The sequence below is a fragment of the Pseudomonas sp. B40(2017) genome (genome assembly GCF_002112855.1).
Lineage (GTDB): Bacteria > Pseudomonadota > Gammaproteobacteria > Pseudomonadales > Pseudomonadaceae > Aquipseudomonas > Aquipseudomonas pharyngis.
Genome location: NZ_NEIT01000003.1, coordinates 141,228 through 159,517, shown reverse-complemented (window position 1 = coordinate 159,517; position 18,290 = coordinate 141,228). Strand labels below are relative to the sequence as shown.

The following is an 18,290-nucleotide window of genomic DNA, read 5'->3' as shown; positions in this document are numbered from 1 at the left end:
TAAAACAAAGGCTTTCGAGTGGAACAATGTGCTGGATTTAGCGAAGCGCATAAGTTTTTTTTGGCATAACCCTTATGAAAATTTTTTCTTAGCTACGCTTCAGGATGTTCTTAGCTCTGTTGTTACAGGCATGAAACGCTTTCTACTAAAAATATCGTCAATAAATTGGCGACAGCGAAACACCATCAGGACTCAGGGAGATGCACCCATGCGCGTACTAACCCCCCTCTGCAGCGCGGTTTTGCTGGCCATGGCTTGCACTTCCCAAGCCCAGGCCATGAACCTCACCGAAGCGATCCAGAGCACCATCGCTACCCACCCCGAACTGGCCTCGCGCGTGGATGCGCGCCTGTCGGCTGATGAACAGGTGAAGGTCGCCAAGGGCGGCTTCTATCCGTCGGTGGATCTGAACGCTGCTTACGGGCGCGGCTACAGCGACAACACCAACACCCGGGCCTTCGGTAACCACCACACCGAAATCCTCAATTACACCCAGTCCGAGCTGCGGCTGCGGCAAATGCTGTTCGACGGTTTCAACACCGCCAACGAAGTCGAGCGCACCAAGGGTGTTTCCAACTCGCGTGCCTATTACGCGCAAGGCACCGCCCAGGATCTGGCCCTGCGCACCATCGAGGTCTACCTCGAAGTGCTCAAGCGTCGCGAACTGGTGACCCTGGCCAAGAACAACCTGCAGGCGCACTTGCGGGTCAACGACCAGATCGGCCTGCGCACCGAGCGCGGGGTGGGCAGCACCGCCGACTCCGATCAATCGGTGGCCCGTAAGGCGCTGGCGCAGAACAACCTCGACACCGCCGAAGTCGATCTGGCGGATGCCGAATCCAACTTCTACAGCGTGGTCGGGCGCATGCCCGATGAGCTGGAAACCCCGGCTTCGACCCGCGGCGAGTTGCCCGCCACGCTGCCTGAAGCCCAGCAGAGCATGGTCGAGAACAACCCGTATCTGAAATCCGCCCAGGCTGACGTGCAATCGGCGGAGAGCCAGTACGAAGTCGCCAAGTCGCCGTTCTACCCGCGCTTCGACGCGGAAGCCGCCGTCGGCGCCAACAACAACGTGCAGGGTGACGAGGGCCACGACAACGAATGGCGGGTCGGCGTGGTGATGAACTACAACCTGTTCCGTGGCGGCAGCGACAAAGCGCGACTGGCCTCCGACGCGCACCAGATCAACCAGGCGATGGACATCCGCAACAACGCCCTGCGCCAGCTCAACGAGAACATTCACCTGGCCTGGAACGCCATGCTCAACGCTAAGAAACAGACCCCCACCGCCCGCGAATACGCCGAGACCACCAAGCGTGTGCGCGCTGCGTATCAGGATCAGTTCGGCCTCGGTCAGCGCACCCTGCTGGACGTGCTCGACAGTGAAAACGAGCTGTACAACGCCAACCGTCGCTACACCGAAATCCGCTACACCGAGGAATATTCGATGTACCGCGTGCTGGCGAACATGGGCCAGTTGTTAAGCAAGCAGCGGGTGGTGCTGCCGGCCGATGCGATTGCTGCGACCGAGGTGAAAAACGAAGCGCGCTTGCCTGAACTGAAGTAGTCCCGATGATGTAGTGCCAGGGGAGCGATCAATATGACCAGCATGCAACCCGGTAACACCGGGATCGATCCGCGGCTGAGTTTCGATGACCCGTTGCTCGACGGTCTGTTGATCCTCTGCAAACTGCATGGCGCGACGGTCAGTCGCGCCAGCCTGAGCGCCGGGCTGCCCCTGGACAAACAACGCCTGAGCCTGGACCTGCTGCCCCGCGCCGCAGCCCGGGCCGGGTTGCAGGCGCGGTTACTGCGCCGAGAGCTGAAAGACATCTCACCGCTGAACCTGCCGGTGCTGTTACTGCTGGGCAACGGGCGCACGGCAGTGCTGCGGCGTTTTAGCGAAGACGGCAAGGCGCTGATCCTGCCCAGCGAAGCCGACGGCGGCGAGCAATGGGTCAGCCGTGAAGAACTCACCGAACACTACAGCGGCCAGGCTCTGTTCGCCCGGCCCCGGCATGAACTGGAGGACTTGCGCTCGCCATTGGTGCCACGAGTGCAGGCGTGGTTTCGCGACACCCTGAAGCTGTCGAAATGGCTGTACAGCGACGCGATCCTCGCCAGTTTCCTGATCAACCTGCTGGGCCTGATGGTGCCGCTGTTCGTCATGCAGACTTACGACCGCGTGGTGCCGAACCAGGCCACGTCGACCCTGTGGGTGCTGGCCATCGGGCTGCTGATCGGAACCGGTTTCGAACTGGTGCTGCGGGTGGTGCGCGCGCACCTGCTGGACACCGCCGGCAAGAAAACCGATGTGATCCTTTCTGCGACTTTATTCGAACGCATCACCGGCATGGCGATGAAAGCCCGGCCGGCGACCATCGGCGGCTTCGCCCAGAGCATTCATGACTTTCAGGGCCTGCGCGAATTTCTCACCGCCGTGACCCTGACCAGCCTGATCGACCTGCCCTTCGTGGTGTTGATGCTGGTGGTGATCGGCCTGCTCGGCGGCTGGCTGGTGGTGATTCCACTGCTGGCGTTTCCGATCACGATCGTGTTCGCAATGATCATTCAGGCTCGCCTGCGCGACACCGTGCAGAAAAGCCTGAGCCTCGGCGCCGAGCGTCAGGCGTTGCTGATCGAAACCCTCGGTGGCCTGGAAACCCTCAAGGCGTGCAGCGCCGAAAGCGAGCGCCAACACAAATGGGAAAGCACCCACGGCGCCCTCACCCGACTCGACAGCCACGCGCGTAATCTCTCGGCGCTGGCCACCAACGGCACGCTGTTCATCCAGCAGTTTTCGGGGATGGCGACAATTGTGGCCGGGGTCTACAGCATCATCGCCGGCAATCTCAGCGTCGGCGCACTGGTGGCGACTTACATGCTCGGCAGCCGCGTGCTGGCGCCGCTGGGCCAGATCGCCGGGCTGATTACCCGCTACCAGCAAGCGCAACTGACCATGAAAAGCACCGATGCGCTGATGTCCCTGCCTCAGGAACGCGACGGCAAACAGCGGCCGCTGGAGCGCACGCAACTGCAAGGTGCGCTGGACGCCAACGCGGTGACCTTCCACTACAACGGCCAGAACGCCCCGGCCCTGAGCAACGTCAGCTTCAGCGTCAGACCCGGCGAACGGATCGGCATCATCGGCCGCAGCGGCTCGGGCAAAAGCACCCTGGCGCGACTGGTGATGGGCTTCTACGAACCGGACGAAGGCCAGTTGCTGCTCGACGGCCTCGACCTGCGGCAACTGGATGTCGCCGACCTGCGCCAGCAGATCGGCTACGTCGCCCATGACCTGCCGCTGCTGGCCGGCAGCCTGCGCGACAACCTGACCCTCGGCGCCCGCTACATCAGCGATTCACGGATGCTCGAAGTGGCCGAACTGACCGGCGTCACCGAGCTCGCCCGCCAGCACCCGCAAGGCTTCGACCGGCCGGTGGGCGAGCGTGGGCAACTGCTTTCCGGTGGCCAGCGCCAAGCCGTGTTGCTGGCTCGGGCGCTGTTGCTCGACCCGCCGATCATGCTGCTCGACGAACCGACCAGCGCCATGGACAACAGCAGCGAAGACGTCCTGCGCCAGAAGCTGCACGGCTGGGTGCAGGGCAAAACCTTGTTGCTGGTCACCCACCGCACTTCAATGCTGAGCCTGGTGGACCGGTTGCTGGTGCTGGACAACGGCCGGATCGTCGCCGACGGTCCGAAAGAAGCGGTCATCGATGCGCTGCGCAAGGGCCGGGTCGGCTCGGCAGCGGTCTAGGAGTTACCCCATGTCGGCTTCCTCACCTTCAAAACCGCGCGGTTACTTCGACAGTTTCGGCAAAAGCGCCGAAGCCGAATTCATGCCGGAAACCGCCGGTGCTTCGCTGCAGGATTCGCCACGCTGGTCGCGCATCACCGTGTGGCTGGCGGCGGCGCTGCTGATCAGTGCGCTGGTCTGGGCCAAGTTCGCGGTGTTGCAGGAAGTGACCATGGGCGAAGGCAAGGCGATTCCGTCGAGCAAGGTCCAGGTGATCCAGAACCTTGAGGGCGGGATCGTCACCGAGATCTTCGTGCGCGAAGGACAAATGGTCGATAAGGGCGACAAACTGCTGCGCCTGGACGACACGCGGTTTCTGTCGAACAAGGGTGAGAGCGAGGCCGATCGTTATGCCTTGACCGCGCAGGTCGAACGCTTGTCCGCCGAAGCAGAGGGCCGGCCGTTCAAGCTGTCGGACGAAGTGATCGCCAAGGCGCCGCAAGTGGCCGAGGACGAGCGTTCGCTGTACGAACAACGGCAGCGGCGGCTGGCCAGCGAACAGAGAACCCTCAGCGAACAGCTGCGGCAGAAGACTCAGGAGCTGGCGGAGTTTCGCTCGAAACAGGGGCAATACAGTTCGAGCCTGGCGCTGGTCAATCAGGAAATGAACATGTCCGAACCGCTGGTCAAGACCGGTGCCGTGTCGCCGGTGGAGATCTTGCGGCTCAAGCGCAGTGCGGTGGAAATCCGCGGTTCCCTGAACGCCACGACCCTGGCCATTCCCCGCGCCGAATCGGCCATCGCCGAGATCCGCAGCAAGATCGACGAATCGGAACAGACCTTCCGCTCCGAAGCGGCCAAGGAGCTCAACGAGAAACGCACCGACCTGTCGAAAATCACCGCGTCGAGCATCGCCATCGACGACCGCGTCAGCCGCACCACCGTGACTTCGCCGGTGCATGGGGTGATCAAGCAAATGAAGGTCAACACCATCGGCGGCGTGGTGCAGCCGGGCAGTGACATGGTGGAAATCGTGCCGCTGGAAGACAACCTGCTGATCGAAGCCAAGGTCCGCCCTCAGGACGTGGCGTTCCTGCATCCGGGCCAGAAAGCCATGGTCAAGTTCAGCGCCTACGACTACACGATCTACGGCGGGCTGAGCGCGAAGCTTGAACTGATCGGCGCCGATACGATTACCGACGACAAGGGCAACAGCTTCTACCTGATCCAGGTGCGCACCGACAAAAACCATTTGGGCGGGGATGTGAAACCGCTGCTGATCATTCCGGGGATGGTGGCGACGGTGGACATCATTACCGGGGAGAAAAGTGTGCTGGATTACCTGCTGAAACCAGTGCTCAAGGCCCGGACCGAGGCGATGCGCGAGCGCTAATTCTGCTCAACATTGTCGGTGATGTGACCATTGCAATCGCTAGCAGGCTAGCTCCCACAGGAGATTTGCTGTGAACTCAATTTTGCATTCACAACCAATCCACTGTGGGAGCTAGCCTGCTAGCGATATGGCCAGTACAGACAGCTCCTATCTTTCGCCATGATTGCGCTGAAAGGTCTCCTCCCCCATCGCCGCAATCTGCCCCTCGATCAACGCCTCGAACGGCTTTAGCAGCGGCTCGAAAGAGGCCGGCGCTTCCAAGGTCTGCAACGCCTGCACTATCGCCTCAATCGTCGACAACGCCCCCGGCCCCGGTGCCTTGCGCAGCCGATACCGCGAAACCCCGCCCTCCGCCAAAGTCACCCGTGGCAACGCCGCAAGCAGCGGATTGAGGTGCAGCATCTTGCGCGCCTTGCGCCACGTGCCGTCCGGCACCACCAGCAACAGCGGTTCATCCGATGCGGCGTAAGCCTGCATCGGCTGCGCATCATCCGCCGGGAACAGCAATCGCGCCCGATACCCCGGCCGGTTCAGCAGCGCGGGCAAATCCTCGAATACCTCACCGACGATCAGCTCGGCATTGTTCAACCCGAGCACTGCCAGCCGTGCGGTGTTGAGCGCGTGATTGACCTCGCTCGGGTGCTGCAACAGCAATACTCGGGTGCGGCTGTCGAGGCTGGGGATCAGCGGGCACAGGCAATGAGTTTGTGGGCGCAGGCAGCGCGGGCATTGGGGTCTGGACATGTTCTTTATGCCTGATTGAGCTGCGCTTTGAGCAGATCGCGGAAGGTCTGGATCAGCGGTTCGCGGCTGCGGCCACGGCGCATGATCATGGAAAACGGCGCCTGATAACCGAAGGTCGCCGGCAGCAGCACCCGCAGGTCGCCCTTGTCGGCCCAGGCCTGGGCGTAGTGCTCCGGCAGGTAACCGATGTAGGCCCCGGACAGCACCAGAATCAGTTGCGCTTCCATACTTTCCACGGTAGCGGCGCTGTGTTTGAAACCGTGACGGGCCAGTTCGGCCTGGCTCCAGTAACCGCGTCCGACCATGCGTTGCTGGGTGATGACCTGTTCGGGAATCCGCCGTTCGCTGAACAGCGGGTGCCGGTTGCTGCAATACAGCCAGTGCTGCTCGCGGTACAGCGGCATGTACACCAGACCGCTCATGCGCGTGGAGAACGCGCCGATGGCCAGGTCGAGGCGGTTGTCCTGCACGCCGAGTTGCAGTTCATACGGGCTCATCACCGACAGATGCAAATGCACCGCCGGGTGTTCCTGGCTGTAGGCGCCGATGGCTTCGGCGAACGGCAAGGCCTTGTCGCTGACCGTGGAGTCGATCACCCCGAGGTTGAGGGTGCCGCGCAACTCGCCCTTGAGCGCGGCGGCGTATTGCTCGAAACCTTCAAGCTCCGCGAGCAGACGCAGGGTTTCCTGATGGAACAGCTCGCCCTTGCTGGTCAAGCTGAAACCGCCGCGCCCGCGATGGCACAGCACCAGACCCAGCGCGGCTTCGAGCTGACTCATGTAGGTGCTGATCGCCGAGGTCGACAGGTTGAGTTCCTGCTGCGCGTTGGCAAACCCCTGATGACGCACGACGCTGACGAAGATGCGCAACAGTTTCAGGTCGGGTAAAGCGTTGGCCATGTCTACTCCGGGCTTTGGAACTGTGTCGTCTGTTGGAACCACCCCTCACCCCAGCCCTCTCCCCAAGGGGGAGAGGGGGAAAGGGAGCCGATCTCCATGGCCTTCAAATTCTGCGTCTGTCCCAGATTCTATTAAGTTCGACTCGATATTTCAGGTCGATGAAGCTCCTGAGAACAACTCTATCGGCTCCCTCTCCCTCCGGGAGAGGGCTGGGGTGAGGGCGGCGATGTTCAGCCGATCACAAACCCCAAGGCGCACAAAGTCTATCTCTACCCACATCATTAGTTTAGAAATTTCTGAACTAAGTATTTGCCCGTAGCGATTCTTCCGCCTCACTACATTTCGCAGAATCGGCCCACAGCGGTGCCCGTGACCTTGCGAATGCGGTGCGCCGACATAAATAAAACAAAGACGATGAGGCCCTACCCGTGGACAAGATTCTTCACCAACCACTGGGCGGCAACGAAATGCCGCGCTTCGGCGGCATCGCCACCATGCTCCGACTCCCCCATGTACCGACCGCTGCCGGTCTGGACGCTGCCTTCGTTGGCGTGCCACTGGACATCGGTACTTCGCTGCGCCCCGGCACCCGCTTCGGGCCGCGCGACATCCGCACCGAATCGGTGATGATCCGCCCGTACAACATGGCCACCGGCGCTGCGCCGTTCGACTCGCTGTCGGTTGCCGACATCGGTGACGTGGCGATCAACACCTTCAACCTGCTCGACGCCGTGCGCATCATCGAAGAAGCCTACGACAACATCCTCGAGCACAACGTGATCCCGATGACCCTGGGTGGCGACCACACCATCACCCTGCCGATCCTGCGTGCCATCCACAAAAAGCACGGCAAGGTCGGTCTGGTACACATCGACGCTCACGCTGATGTCAACGATCACATGTTCGGCGAGAAGATCGCCCACGGTACGACTTTCCGTCGTGCGGTCGAAGAAGGTCTTCTGGACTGCGACCGTGTGGTGCAGATCGGTCTGCGGGCGCAGGGTTACACCGCCGACGACTTCAACTGGAGCCGCGATCAGGGCTTCCGCGTCGTTCAGGCCGAAGAGTGCTGGCACAAGTCGCTGGCACCGCTGATGGCCGAAGTGCGCGAGAAAGTCGGTGGCGGCCCGGTGTACCTGAGTTTTGACATCGACGGCATCGACCCGGCCTGGGCGCCAGGCACCGGCACCCCGGAAATCGGTGGTCTGACGACCATTCAGGCGATTGAAATCGTTCGCGGCTGCCAGGGCCTCGACCTGATCGGCTGCGATCTGGTAGAAGTCTCGCCCGCTTATGACACCACCGGCAACACCTCGCTGCTGGCCGCCAATCTGCTGTACGAAATGCTCTGCGTACTGCCAGGCGTGGTCCACCGCTGAGGGTCGGGTCATGAACGAACGTGATCAGGTTCTGAAAGCGGCCGCCGATCTGGTGTCCGCCTTCGCCCGCAACGATCGCGAAGCCTACTTCGGCGCGTTCAGCGCCGATGCGAGCTTTGTGTTCTACACCCTCGAACAGCCCCTGCTGTCGCGCGATGCCTATCAGGCGTTGTGGGACAGCTGGCGCGCCGAGGATGGCTTCGAGGTGCTGTCCTGCACCTCGAGCAACGCCTTCGTCAGCCTGCAGGATGACGTGGCGATTTTCATCCATGACGTGGCCACCGAGCTGCGCATGCAAGGGGAGCAACACTTCAGCCAGGAGCGCGAGACGATTGTTTTCAGAAAACAAGCGTCGAGCCTAGAACAACAAGGCCTTTGGCTGGCCTGCCACGAACATTTGTCCGCAATGCCGGAAGGGCTGCCATCCCCTTAGCCAAACAGGTGACGCCTCACACACGATGAGGCGCGCCTTTATGATCGGAGCAGATCATGAATAACAACAACAACGACCAAAGCCTTACGCAGATTGAAACCCACGGGGTCGAACAGATCCCGGACAACGAACGCACCGCCGGTCCCGTGGACTTGTTCCGCATGATCTTCGGCGGCGCGAATACCTTTGCCACCGCCGTGCTCGGCAGTTTCCCGGTGCTGTTCGGCCTGTCCTTTCAGGCGGGCGTCTGGGCGATTGTCTCGGGCGTGCTGCTCGGCTCGCTGATCCTTGCACCGATGGGCCTGTTTGGCCCGCTCAACGGCACCAACAATGCCGTGTCGTCCGGTGCGCATTTCGGCGTGCACGGGCGGATCGTCGGTTCGTTCCTGTCGCTGTTGACCGCCATCGCCTTCTTCTCGCTCTCGGTGTGGAGTTCGGGGGATGCGCTGATCGGTGGTGCGAAACGCCTGATCGGCCTGCCGGAAACCGACCTGACCCTGGGCCTGGCCTACGGTCTGTTCGCGATTCTGGTGCTGACCGTGTGCATCTACGGCTTCCGCTTCCTGCTGTGGGTGAACAAGGTCGCAGTGTGGAGCGCGAGCCTGCTGTTCCTGCTGGGCATCTTTGCCTTCGCCGGCCCGTTCGATTCGCACTACGCCGGCACCGTCAGCCTCGGCCAGCCAGGCTTCTGGGCCGCGTTCATCGGCGCCGCACTGGTGGCCATGAGCAACCCGATTTCCTTCGGCGCGTTCCTCGGCGACTGGGCCCGCTATATCCCGCGTGAAACCTCGCGCCAGCGGATCATGGCGGCGGTGGTTCTGTCGCAGATCGCCACCTTCATCCCGTTCCTGTTCGGCCTGACCACCGCGACCATCGTGGCGATCCAGGCACCGGACTACATCGCGGCCAACAACTACGTCGGCGGTCTGCTGGCGGTGTCGCCGAGCTGGTTCTTCCTGCCGGTGTGCCTGATTGCGGTGATCGGCGGCATGTCCACCGGCACCACCTCGCTGTATGGCACCGGGCTGGACATGTCCAGCGTGTTCCCGCGTCTGCTTTCACGGGTCAAGGCGACGTTGCTGATCGGCGTGCTGTCGATTGCCTTCATCTTCATCGGGCGCTTTGCGGCGAATCTGGTGCAGAGCGTGTCGACCTTCGCGGTGCTAATCATCACCTGCACCACCCCGTGGATGGTGATCATGATCATCGGCCTGGTGGTGCGTCGCGGCTTCTACTGCCCGGACGACCTGCAAGTGTTCACTCGCGGCGAGCAAGGCGGACGCTACTGGTTCAGCCACGGCTGGAACTGGCGCGGCCTGGGCGCGTGGATCCCGAGCGCGGCGGTCGGCCTGTGCTTCGTCAACCTGCCGGGGCAGTTCGTGGGTCCGCTGGGTGAACTGGCCGGCGGCATCGACATCAGCCTGCTGGTGACCCTCGGTCTGGCCTCGGTGATGTACCTGATGCTGCTGAGCCTGTTCCCGGAGCCGGCGCTGGTCTACGGCCCGAAGGATCCCCGCAGCAAAGGCGCCCATGCGCCGGCTGAAGCGGCGCTGCGTCAGGCTGCCTGATCAACCCTGTGGGAGCGGGCTTGCTCCCACAAGGGCAGCCTCATAGAACCAATTTGTTTCACCATAAAAAAGACAATCGGAGACACGCCATCATGGCTTTGGATTTATTCGTCGTCCTCATCTACGCCGCCGGCATGCTCTTGCTCGGCTACTTTGGCATGCGCAAGGCCAAGACCAACGAGGACTTCCTGGTCGCCGGGCGTAACCTCGGCCCGAGCCTGTACATGGGCACCATGGCTGCAACCGTTCTCGGCGGCGCGTCCACCGTCGGCACCGTGCGCCTGGGCTACGTGCACGGCATTTCCGGTTTCTGGCTGTGCGCGGCACTGGGTTGCGGCATCGTGGCGCTGAACCTGTTCCTGGCCAAGCCGCTGCTGAAACTGAAGATCTACACCGTTACCCAGGTCCTGGAAAAACGCTATAACCCGATGGCCCGCTCGGCGAGCGCGGCGATCATGCTGGCCTACGCGCTGATGATCGGCGTGACCTCGATCCTCGCCATCGGCACCGTGCTGCAAGTGCTGTTCGGCCTGCCGTTCTGGATCTCGGTACTGCTCGGCGGTGGCGTGGTCGTGGTGTATTCGGCCATCGGCGGCATGTGGTCGCTGACCCTGACCGACATCGTCCAGTTCATCATCAAGACCGTCGGCCTGATGTTCATCCTCCTGCCAATCTGCCTGTACCGCGTCGGCGGCTGGGACGAACTGGTGCTGAAACTGCCGGCCACCGCCTTCAGCTTCACCACTATCGGCTGGGACACGATCATCACCTACTTCATGATCTACTTCTTCGGCATCCTGATCGGTCAGGACATCTGGCAACGGGTGTTCACCGTCAAGAACGAAAAAGTGGCTCAGTACGCCGGTAGCTTCGCAGGCATCTACTGCATCCTTTACGGTCTGGCCTGTGCCCTGATCGGCATGGCGGCGCACGTGCTGATCCCGGATCTGGACAACGTCAACAACGCCTTCGCCGCCATCGTCAAACTGTCGCTCCCGGATGGCATCCGTGGCCTGGTGATCGCCGCTGCCCTGGCCGCGATGATGTCCACCGCCAGCGCCGGTCTGCTCGCCGCTGCCACCACCCTGACCGAAGACCTGCTGCCGAAACTGCGTGGCGGCAAACAGTCGAGCCTGGGGGTGAACCGCCTGTTCACCCTGCTGACCGGTGTCGTGGTGCTGGGCATCGCGCTGGTGGTCAACGACGTGATCAGCGCCCTGACCCTCGCGTACAACCTGTTGGTGGGCGGCATGCTGATCCCGCTGATCGGTGCGATCTTCTGGAAACGCGCGACCACCGCCGGCGCCATCGCCAGCATGGGCCTGGGTTTCGCCACCGCCCTGCTGTTCATGTTCAAGGATGGTCTGGATGCCAACACGCCGATCTACTACAGCCTGGCTGTGGGTCTGGTGAGTTTTGTGGTGGTCAGCCTGATGTCCCGTCGCCCAAACGTGGTGGCCAGCGCGATCTAAGCTGAACGTAACGACTTGATGCTTTCTTCGGCGGGTGTGGCGTCGGTTGCCACACCCGTTTTTTTCGTCTCAAGGAAAGTGCTTATGAAGATTGTTTCTCGCGATCAGTGGTTCGAAGTGCAAACCCTGAGCGACGGCATTCGGCTGATTCACGAGCCGTTCATCCGCCCGTTCTACCGCTGCAACCTGTGGCATGTTCAGGGCCGGGACAAGGATCTGTTGCTCGACAGCGGTTCCGGGCTGGTCAGCCTGCGCGAGCAACTGCCGTGGCTGACCGAGCGGCCGCTGGTGGCGGTGGCCAGTCATTGCCATTTCGACCACATCGCCGGGCATCACGAATTTGCCGAACGGCTGGTGCATCCCGCCGAGGCGGACATTCTGGCAGCGCCGGATGGCGAGAACGATCTGAGCCGGGCCTTCGTCGGCGACGACATGTTCGAAGCGCACCCGGATTGCCCGTTGTGCTACGCCGAATATCGGGTCAAGGCTGCGCCGGCCACTGGGTTTGTCGAGGACGGCGATGTGCTGGACCTGGGCAATCGCACGCTGCAGGTGCTGCACACGCCGGGACATTCACCGGGCGGGATCAGCCTCTACGAAGCGGCCAGCGAAACCCTGTTCAGCGGCGACATCATTTACGACGGGCCGTTGATCGAAGACGCCTACCATTCCAATCTCGACGACTACGCCGCCAGCCTGCGGCGCTTGCAGGGGCTGAAGATCCGCACGGTGCATGGCGGGCACTTCGGCAGTTTTTCCGGAGAGCATCTGCGCGGGATGATTGACGAATGGTTGCGTCGGCACGCCTGAGGCCTGCTGTACTCCAGTCAGATCAACAACCATAAAAATCTGCCATGAGAAGAGCTGCCGTGCGTGCTGCCGTGCACCGATTCATCCTGCGCCTGCTGGAAAATCGTGAATTCGACGACCACACCAGCCTTGCGCAACTGGGGCTGGAAAAAGCGGATATCGAGGATCTGATCTTCCATCTGGAAGATGAATTCGGACTGACGGCCTTCACCGCCGAAGAAGACCGGATGCTCAAGACTGCGAAAACCGTGAATGACCTGAGCCGGTTTCTGATGGAAATCGGGCGTCACTGAAAACAAAAGATCGCACCCGGCCGCCACTCCATGGAGCGACGGCCGGATGCGATCTTTTGTCGTTTAAATCCTTTGATCCTTCAAAGCGGGGCATTACCGCCGACGTGGCTGACGCCGACGCTGTTCGTCATCGGTGCGAATCGGGACCGGTTGCAGAGGCGGTTCGATCAAGCCGAGGGCAACACCCAAATCGTGCAGCCAGTTTTGAATTTTCTCTTTCATCGTCATGCCCCCTTCAGGGTGGTGCTGAGCGTCCGGAATTCTGAGGCCGCTTCGCACTGATAATAGTCCGAAGTCCTACGCAATGCTCGGCCAAATCCGCAATGATCTGTTACTGAATTGATCCAAATCCCTGACCGTTCGTTCAAGCCGTTTCCCGCACGTCCTCGCCAGCCACGGGATAGAGCGCCTGCTGTTGTTCAATCCACGCGTTGAGGTTGGCACCGACCATGCCCCGGCGCCACATGAGCCATGTTGTCGCACTGGCAAAAGGCTCGGCCAGCGGATGCACCGCCACGCTTTCGCGCCCCGGCAGGCTGGCGAGCATCGACTCTGACATCAGTGCCACGCCGCTGCCGGCAATCACGCAGGCGAGCATGCCCTGATAGGACTCGATCTCCATCGCCCGCCCCATCGCCGCCTGATAGTGGGCGAACCACGCTTCCAGCCGTGCGCGATAGGCGCAGCCATGACGAAAGGTGAATACCGCCCGCCCTTCGACATCCTTGGCGCTGCGCACCGGCGGGTGATCGGCCTCGCTGATCAGCACTAGTCGCTCGTTGCACAACGGCACACCGTCGATCCCGGCCAGTTGCGGCGGGCCGTCCACCAGCGCGGCGTCGAGGCGCCCGGTGAGCAGGCCTTCGAGCAACTCGCCACTGGGCCCGGACTGCACCTGAAGATTCACCGCCGGATATTGCTTGTGATAGCGCGCCAGCAGCGCCGGCAAATGGATCGCGGCGGTGCTGTACAGCGTGCCGAGCACGAAATCTCCCGCCGGCTGCCCGCCCATCACCGCCGCGCAGGCCTGATCGCGCAGGGCGAACAGTTTGCCGGTGTAGTCCAGCAGGACTTTTCCCGCAGGCGACAACTGCAAACGCTGACGCTCACGGACGAACAGTTCGACACCCAGTTGCTCTTCGAGCTGTTTGAGCCGGGTCGACAGGTTCGACGGCACGCGATGCAAACGTTCGGCGGCGCGGGTGATCGAGCCCTCCTCCGCCACGGCCTGGAAGATCCGCAATTGGCTGAACTCCACAACCTTTCTCCTGAACAGAACAAGTTACTCACTATTATTCAATTTTAAAGAAAGTCAATCAGTCCTAGCCTGACGGTCATTGAACCTCCAACGGAATTCAGACCATGTCACCGCTGATTCGCTTATCCGCCTGTTTCGTTGCCCTGATGATGGCCATGGGCATCGGGCGTTTCGCCCTCACCCCGCAACTGCCGCACCTGCTCAGTGAAGGGCAGATCGACCTGACCGCCGCCGGTCTGATTGCGGCGGCTAACTACCTCGGCTATCTGCTCGGTGCGGTGGATGCGATGTTTTCCCGGCGGCCGGATCAGGTGCAGCGGCGCCTGCATGGTGGCTTGTGGTTGTGTGTGTTGCTGACACTGGCGTCGTTCTGGGCCAACGGTTTCTGGTCGCATCTGTTGCTGCGGTTCGGCACCGGAGTGGCCAGCGCCTGGGTGCTGGTGATGATTACTGCATTGAGTCAGCCGCTGGCTGCGGCGGCGGGTCGCCCACGGTTGGGGGCGCTGGTATTTGCCGGGCCGGGGTTGGGGATTTTTCTGACTGGGCTGTTGGCGCTGTTCTCACATCTGGCGCAGCAGACTTCCGCTACCCTGTGGCTGATTTATGCCGCCGTGGCGCTGGTGATGTTGCTGGGGATCGTGCGGATCCTGCCGCAACCGGGTGTCGGCGTGCCGGCCGCGCCGACTGCGGTCGGTTCGTCAAATCGTGGCATTGGACGTTTGGCGGTGGTGTATGCCTTGTACGGCGTGGGCTACATCATCCCTGCCACGTTCCTGTCGCAGATGGCCAACGCGCAGTTCCACGGGCAATGGCAGGCGGATCTGTTCTGGCCGTGCTTCGGCCTTGGCGCTGCGATTGGTGTGCTGCTGGTGAGTTTGCGTCGGCACGATCCGCAAACCACCCGGCACTGGTTGATGGCGACGTTGTGGCTGCAGGCTGCCGGGGTGTTCGCTTGTCTGCTGGGCAGTGGCCTTGGTCTGGCGCTGGGCGTGATCCTGTGCGGCACGCCGTTCCTGGCCTGCATGCAACTGGTGATGCAACGCTCCCGGGAACTGGCGCCCCACGCCACCCAGCGCAACGCCGGCCTGCTCACTGCGTGCTTCGCCGTCGGCCAGCTCAGCGGGCCGTTGCTGGCGGCGGTCAGCAGCCATTTCAGCGGCGGCCTGCAACCGGCGCTGGTGATCGCCGGCAGCGGCCTGCTGATTGCCGGCGGTCTGGCGTGCAAATCCGTTACGGCTGGCCGAGGGCTTTGCGCAAACGCCGACGCACCCACTGTTCCGCGCTGACGAAGGTGATGCCGAGCAACACCAGCACGGCACCGATGATGAAATTCAGGCTAAGTTCTTCGCCGAGCAGCACCACGCCGAAGGTCACGCCGAACAACGGCGTCATGAAGGAAAACACCGCAAGGTTGGCCGCCAGATAACGGCGCAGCAGCCAGAACCAGGTGAGGTAACTGAAGAACGACACCACCAGTCCCTGGAACAGCACGCTGCCCACGGCCACGACGGTCAGGCTGACGTGGGTGATCTGGCCGCTGAGCAGTGCGATCAGCAACAGGCCGATGAAGCCGACGATCAATTGATAGAACAGGGTCAGGGTCACCGGCGCCTCCGACAGACGCGAAGCGCGCACCACCACGGTGGTCGCGCCCCAACTGGCACCGGCCAGCACGCCGAGGGCATCGCCCATCAACATGCGGCGGTCGAGGTTGTCCCACGACACGCCGCCGGCAAACGCAACGGCAATCCCGACGAACGCCATGAAGATCCCCAGCCATTGCACCGGTCTTAGACGCTCGCTCGGCAACAGAAAATGCACGCCCAGCGCAGTGAAGATCGGCGCGGTGTAGAGGAACACCGACATGTGCGCCGCCGTGGTCAACTGCAAGCCTTCGGAGATGAACAGGAACTCCAGACCGAACAAGGCACCGGCCAGCAAGCCGCCGCGCCAGGTAGCACCGACCTGATCCCAGCCACCCTTCCAGCAGATGAGCAGTCCTACCAGCAACGCGGAAATTCCCGACCGCCCCGCCGCCTGCATCACCGGCGCAATGTCGGTCGCCGCCCACTTGATCATCACCTGCTGCACGCCCCAGATCAGGCACAGGCCGATCATCACTTGCAGGGCAAATCTGTCGGCACTGCGCCGACTGACGCTCACCTCGACACCTCGAACACACACGACATGGCAGTTTTTCCAATGGTCAAACAAAGCCCCGGCTCGTTGTCCGGGGCGAAAAATAGTGAGTGGATTATTAACCAGTCAGCCAGAAAAAGCCGTCTGGAAAAGACATTTGATTCTCCTGAAACGTCAGTGGTGATTGGCTGACGGCTGCGCCGTCAATCGCGAGCAGGCTCGCTCCCACAGGGAAACGCGATCCCTTGTGGGAGCGAGCCTGCTCGCGATTGACGCCAGTTCAGGCAACAAACATTATCCGGCGGATCGATCAAGCCTTCTGGCCACTCCCCATCCCACCGTACAAGCCAGCGCCGTGGCAAACGTCCCCCAGGCCCAATCCATCAGTGACACCTGCGCCGACCAGCCGCGCAACGTCGCCCAGTTGGTCAGGTCATAGGTGCCATAAGCCACCAGCCCGAGCAGCGCGCCCATGCGGGCGGCGCGTTGCCAGGTCAGCGACGGCAGCACCACAAACACCACGCAGCCGAAAACGTACAGGCAATAAAAAACCGCTGCCGGCACCAGCAACGGTTTTTCGAGCATCAGCGAACCGAGCAGTTCGCGATAGGTCGGCGCCATCAACACGCCGAGCCAGAGCCCGTCGAGCAGAAGAAACGCCAGCAGTGTGGCGACGTAGGCAATCAGTGCTTTTTTCATCTGCCTGACCTCAAGTAAGCCCATGCAACATGGGCCACGCGAGACTCAGGTTAGTTCAATGCGATCGGCATGGATGACGATCTGACCGTTCTTGTACAACGAACCGATGGCCTTCTTGAAATTGCCCTTGCTGACACCGAACAGGCTGCTGATCAGTGCCGGATCGCTCTTGTCGCTGACGGCCAGGGTGCCATCGTTTTCGCGCAACTTGGCGAGGATCTTCGAGTTCAGGCTGCTGGCGGCTTCCTGCCCCACCGGTTGCAGACTCAGGCTGATCTTGCCGTCGGCGCGCACTTCCTTGATGAAGCCTTTCTCGCGCATGCCGGCCCGCATGAACTTGAAGATTTCATTCTTGTGAATCAGACCCCAGTGCTTGTTGTTGATGATCGCCTTGAAGCCCATGTCGGTGGCTTCGGCGACCAGCAGATCAACTTCCTGCCCAGCGCTATAGTTGGCCGGGGTCTTGTCCAGATAACGATCCAGGCGCGCGGTGGCGGTGATGCGGCGGGTGTGCTTGTCGAGGTAGACGTGCACCACGCAGTACTCGCCGGCGGTCATCTGGCGTTTTTCTTCGGAGTAAGGCAGCAGCAGATCCTTCGGCAGGCCCCAATCAAGGAACACGCCGATGCTGTTGACTTCAACAACTTTCAAACTGGCAAATTCACCGACCTGAACTTTTGGTTTTTCAGTGGTGGCAATAAGTTTGTCATCGCTGTCCAGATAAATGAAAACATTGAGCCAGTCTTCATCTTCGCTGGGAATATCTTTAGGGATATAACGGTTGGGCAAAAGGATTTCGCCGTCGGCACCGCCGTCCAGATATAAACCGAAGTTAGTGTGTTTAACCACTTGCAAACTGTTGTAACGCCCGACTAAAGCCATTTCCAATACCCTCATTGCGTGGGCGGCATTCTACCCGGTTTTGCCGTGCTGGTTGGCCGTCCGATCGGCCGGCCGCGCGAAAATCTGTGGGAAGCCTTGATTTTCCTGGATTTCGCGTTGGATGGGCGCCGCTCGTCAGGCCAGCGTGACGGCTTTCACGCGATCCCGACAGCGCCGAACATCATGGAATCGCCTAAAGGTTGTTATTTAAAACAGCAGGTTAGCGGGATATTTCGAATAATTAATCACGAATAATCCACCCGCCCACTGGTTATTCCGGGGGATATTTACCAAGCAATTGTCAAGTTATTCCTGTACGATGCCTGGCCGAGTTACTTTTCTACAGGTTAATGGCCGCCATGCGTGTAAAAGCATCCTCCAGCAAAGCAAAGCCAGCTCCAGCCGTTGAAACCAGCGAATCGATCAACGATCAGATCGCGGCATTCCTCAAGTCCGGCGGCGAAATCCAGCAAATTGCCAAGGGCGTCAGCGGCCAGACGTTCGGCCCGTCCAAGCAGATCAGCCTGGGCAAGAAGTAACACCCCCCGCAGCACACCAGTCCAAAGGCGCTTTGAGCTTCGA

At 61.4% G+C, this 18,290-nt stretch carries 18 protein-coding genes; 11 read left to right on the top strand and 7 right to left on the bottom strand.

Translation table 11 applies throughout. The features are described 5' to 3' along the window. Positions 1–208 precede the first annotated feature (208 nt). From CAF76_RS08185 to CAF76_RS08175, 3 genes are read left to right on the top strand one after another with little or no spacing between them, the layout of a single operon-like run. Positions 209–1,567, top strand: a complete 1,359-nt coding sequence (locus tag CAF76_RS08185; RefSeq protein WP_064383226.1) for a TolC family outer membrane protein — start codon at positions 209–211, stop codon at positions 1,565–1,567. A 33-nt stretch (positions 1,568–1,600) separates the two neighbouring features. Then, positions 1,601–3,760, top strand: a complete 2,160-nt coding sequence (locus CAF76_RS08180) for a type I secretion system permease/ATPase (protein WP_085611569.1) — start codon at positions 1,601–1,603, stop codon at positions 3,758–3,760. A gap of 10 nt (positions 3,761–3,770) precedes the next feature. Further along, positions 3,771–5,132 (top strand): HlyD family type I secretion periplasmic adaptor subunit, encoded by a 1,362-nt coding sequence (locus tag CAF76_RS08175; RefSeq protein WP_039772526.1) that lies wholly within the window; start codon positions 3,771–3,773, stop codon positions 5,130–5,132. A 147-nt stretch (positions 5,133–5,279) separates the two neighbouring features. Here the strand turns inward: CAF76_RS08175 and CAF76_RS08170 are convergent, their stop codons facing one another. Both CAF76_RS08170 and CAF76_RS08165 read right to left on the bottom strand, forming a co-directional pair. Then, positions 5,280–5,876: a tRNA-uridine aminocarboxypropyltransferase gene (locus tag CAF76_RS08170; protein WP_085648558.1), complete on the bottom strand. Its 597-nt coding sequence runs from the start codon at positions 5,874–5,876 to the stop codon at positions 5,280–5,282. 5 nt (positions 5,877–5,881) lie between these two features. Next, entirely contained in the window at positions 5,882–6,775 is an 894-nt protein-coding gene (locus CAF76_RS08165) for a LysR family transcriptional regulator (RefSeq protein WP_085648559.1), read from the bottom strand. 428 nt (positions 6,776–7,203) lie between these two features. Between CAF76_RS08165 and speB the strand changes: the two genes are divergently transcribed. The 6 genes from speB to CAF76_RS08135 all read left to right on the top strand — a co-directional run bounded on the left by speB (position 7,204) and on the right by CAF76_RS08135 (position 12,730). Further along, positions 7,204–8,154 carry an agmatinase gene (gene speB / locus CAF76_RS08160; RefSeq protein ID WP_003222717.1) on the top strand — a complete coding sequence of 317 codons (951 nt, stop codon included), beginning with the start codon at positions 7,204–7,206 and terminating at the stop codon, positions 8,152–8,154. A gap of 10 nt (positions 8,155–8,164) precedes the next feature. Next, positions 8,165–8,587: a nuclear transport factor 2 family protein gene (locus tag CAF76_RS08155; protein WP_085648560.1), complete on the top strand. Its 423-nt coding sequence runs from the start codon at positions 8,165–8,167 to the stop codon at positions 8,585–8,587. A 56-nt stretch (positions 8,588–8,643) separates the two neighbouring features. After that, entirely contained in the window at positions 8,644–10,155 is a 1,512-nt protein-coding gene (locus tag CAF76_RS08150; RefSeq protein WP_064594245.1) for a cytosine permease, read from the top strand. 92 nt (positions 10,156–10,247) lie between these two features. Continuing rightward, a complete protein-coding gene (locus tag CAF76_RS08145; RefSeq protein ID WP_011332980.1) occupies positions 10,248–11,627 on the top strand; it encodes a sodium:solute symporter in 1,380 nt (459 codons plus the stop codon). Positions 11,628–11,711: 84 nt separating this feature from the next. After that, positions 11,712–12,437 (top strand): MBL fold metallo-hydrolase, encoded by a 726-nt coding sequence (locus tag CAF76_RS08140; RefSeq protein WP_085648561.1) that lies wholly within the window; start codon positions 11,712–11,714, stop codon positions 12,435–12,437. Positions 12,438–12,481: 44 nt separating this feature from the next. Next, on the top strand, positions 12,482–12,730 hold the full coding sequence (locus CAF76_RS08135) for a phosphopantetheine-containing protein (RefSeq protein WP_039772540.1): 249 nt from the start codon (positions 12,482–12,484) through the stop codon (positions 12,728–12,730). Positions 12,731–12,823: 93 nt separating this feature from the next. Here CAF76_RS08135 and CAF76_RS28820 read toward each other — a convergent pair whose 3' ends face one another. Both CAF76_RS28820 and CAF76_RS08130 read right to left on the bottom strand, forming a co-directional pair. Continuing rightward, entirely contained in the window at positions 12,824–12,952 is a 129-nt protein-coding gene (locus tag CAF76_RS28820) for a PA1414 family protein (RefSeq protein ID WP_003184145.1), read from the bottom strand. 142 nt (positions 12,953–13,094) lie between these two features. Beyond that, on the bottom strand, positions 13,095–13,988 hold the full coding sequence (locus tag CAF76_RS08130; RefSeq protein ID WP_074691146.1) for a LysR family transcriptional regulator: 894 nt from the start codon (positions 13,986–13,988) through the stop codon (positions 13,095–13,097). Positions 13,989–14,092: 104 nt separating this feature from the next. Here CAF76_RS08130 and CAF76_RS08125 point away from each other — a divergent pair, with 104 nt between their 5' ends. Continuing rightward, positions 14,093–15,274, top strand: a complete 1,182-nt coding sequence (locus CAF76_RS08125; RefSeq protein ID WP_085648562.1) for an MFS transporter — start codon at positions 14,093–14,095, stop codon at positions 15,272–15,274. On the opposite strand, the gene CAF76_RS08120 is transcribed toward CAF76_RS08125, so the two are convergent. The 3 genes from CAF76_RS08120 to CAF76_RS08110 all read right to left on the bottom strand — a co-directional run bounded on the left by CAF76_RS08120 (position 15,219) and on the right by CAF76_RS08110 (position 17,708). After that, entirely contained in the window at positions 15,219–16,151 is a 933-nt protein-coding gene (locus CAF76_RS08120; protein ID WP_085648563.1) for a DMT family transporter, read from the bottom strand. The two genes, CAF76_RS08125 and CAF76_RS08120, sit on opposite strands and share 56 nt — an antisense overlap. Positions 16,152–16,421: 270 nt before the next feature. Beyond that, the gene (locus tag CAF76_RS08115; protein ID WP_085648564.1) at positions 16,422–16,826 is read right to left on the bottom strand and encodes a DUF2177 family protein; all 405 of its coding nucleotides are present in this window, start codon (positions 16,824–16,826) and stop codon (positions 16,422–16,424) included. Between the two features lie 45 nt (positions 16,827–16,871). Next, positions 16,872–17,708 (bottom strand): S1 RNA-binding domain-containing protein, encoded by an 837-nt coding sequence (locus CAF76_RS08110; RefSeq protein ID WP_064383204.1) that lies wholly within the window; start codon positions 17,706–17,708, stop codon positions 16,872–16,874. Between the two features lie 350 nt (positions 17,709–18,058). Between CAF76_RS08110 and CAF76_RS08105 the strand changes: the two genes are divergently transcribed. Then, complete coding sequence (locus CAF76_RS08105) at positions 18,059–18,247, top strand: hypothetical protein (RefSeq protein ID WP_170844885.1); 189 nt, start codon at positions 18,059–18,061, stop codon at positions 18,245–18,247. Positions 18,248–18,290: the final 43 nt, after the last annotated feature.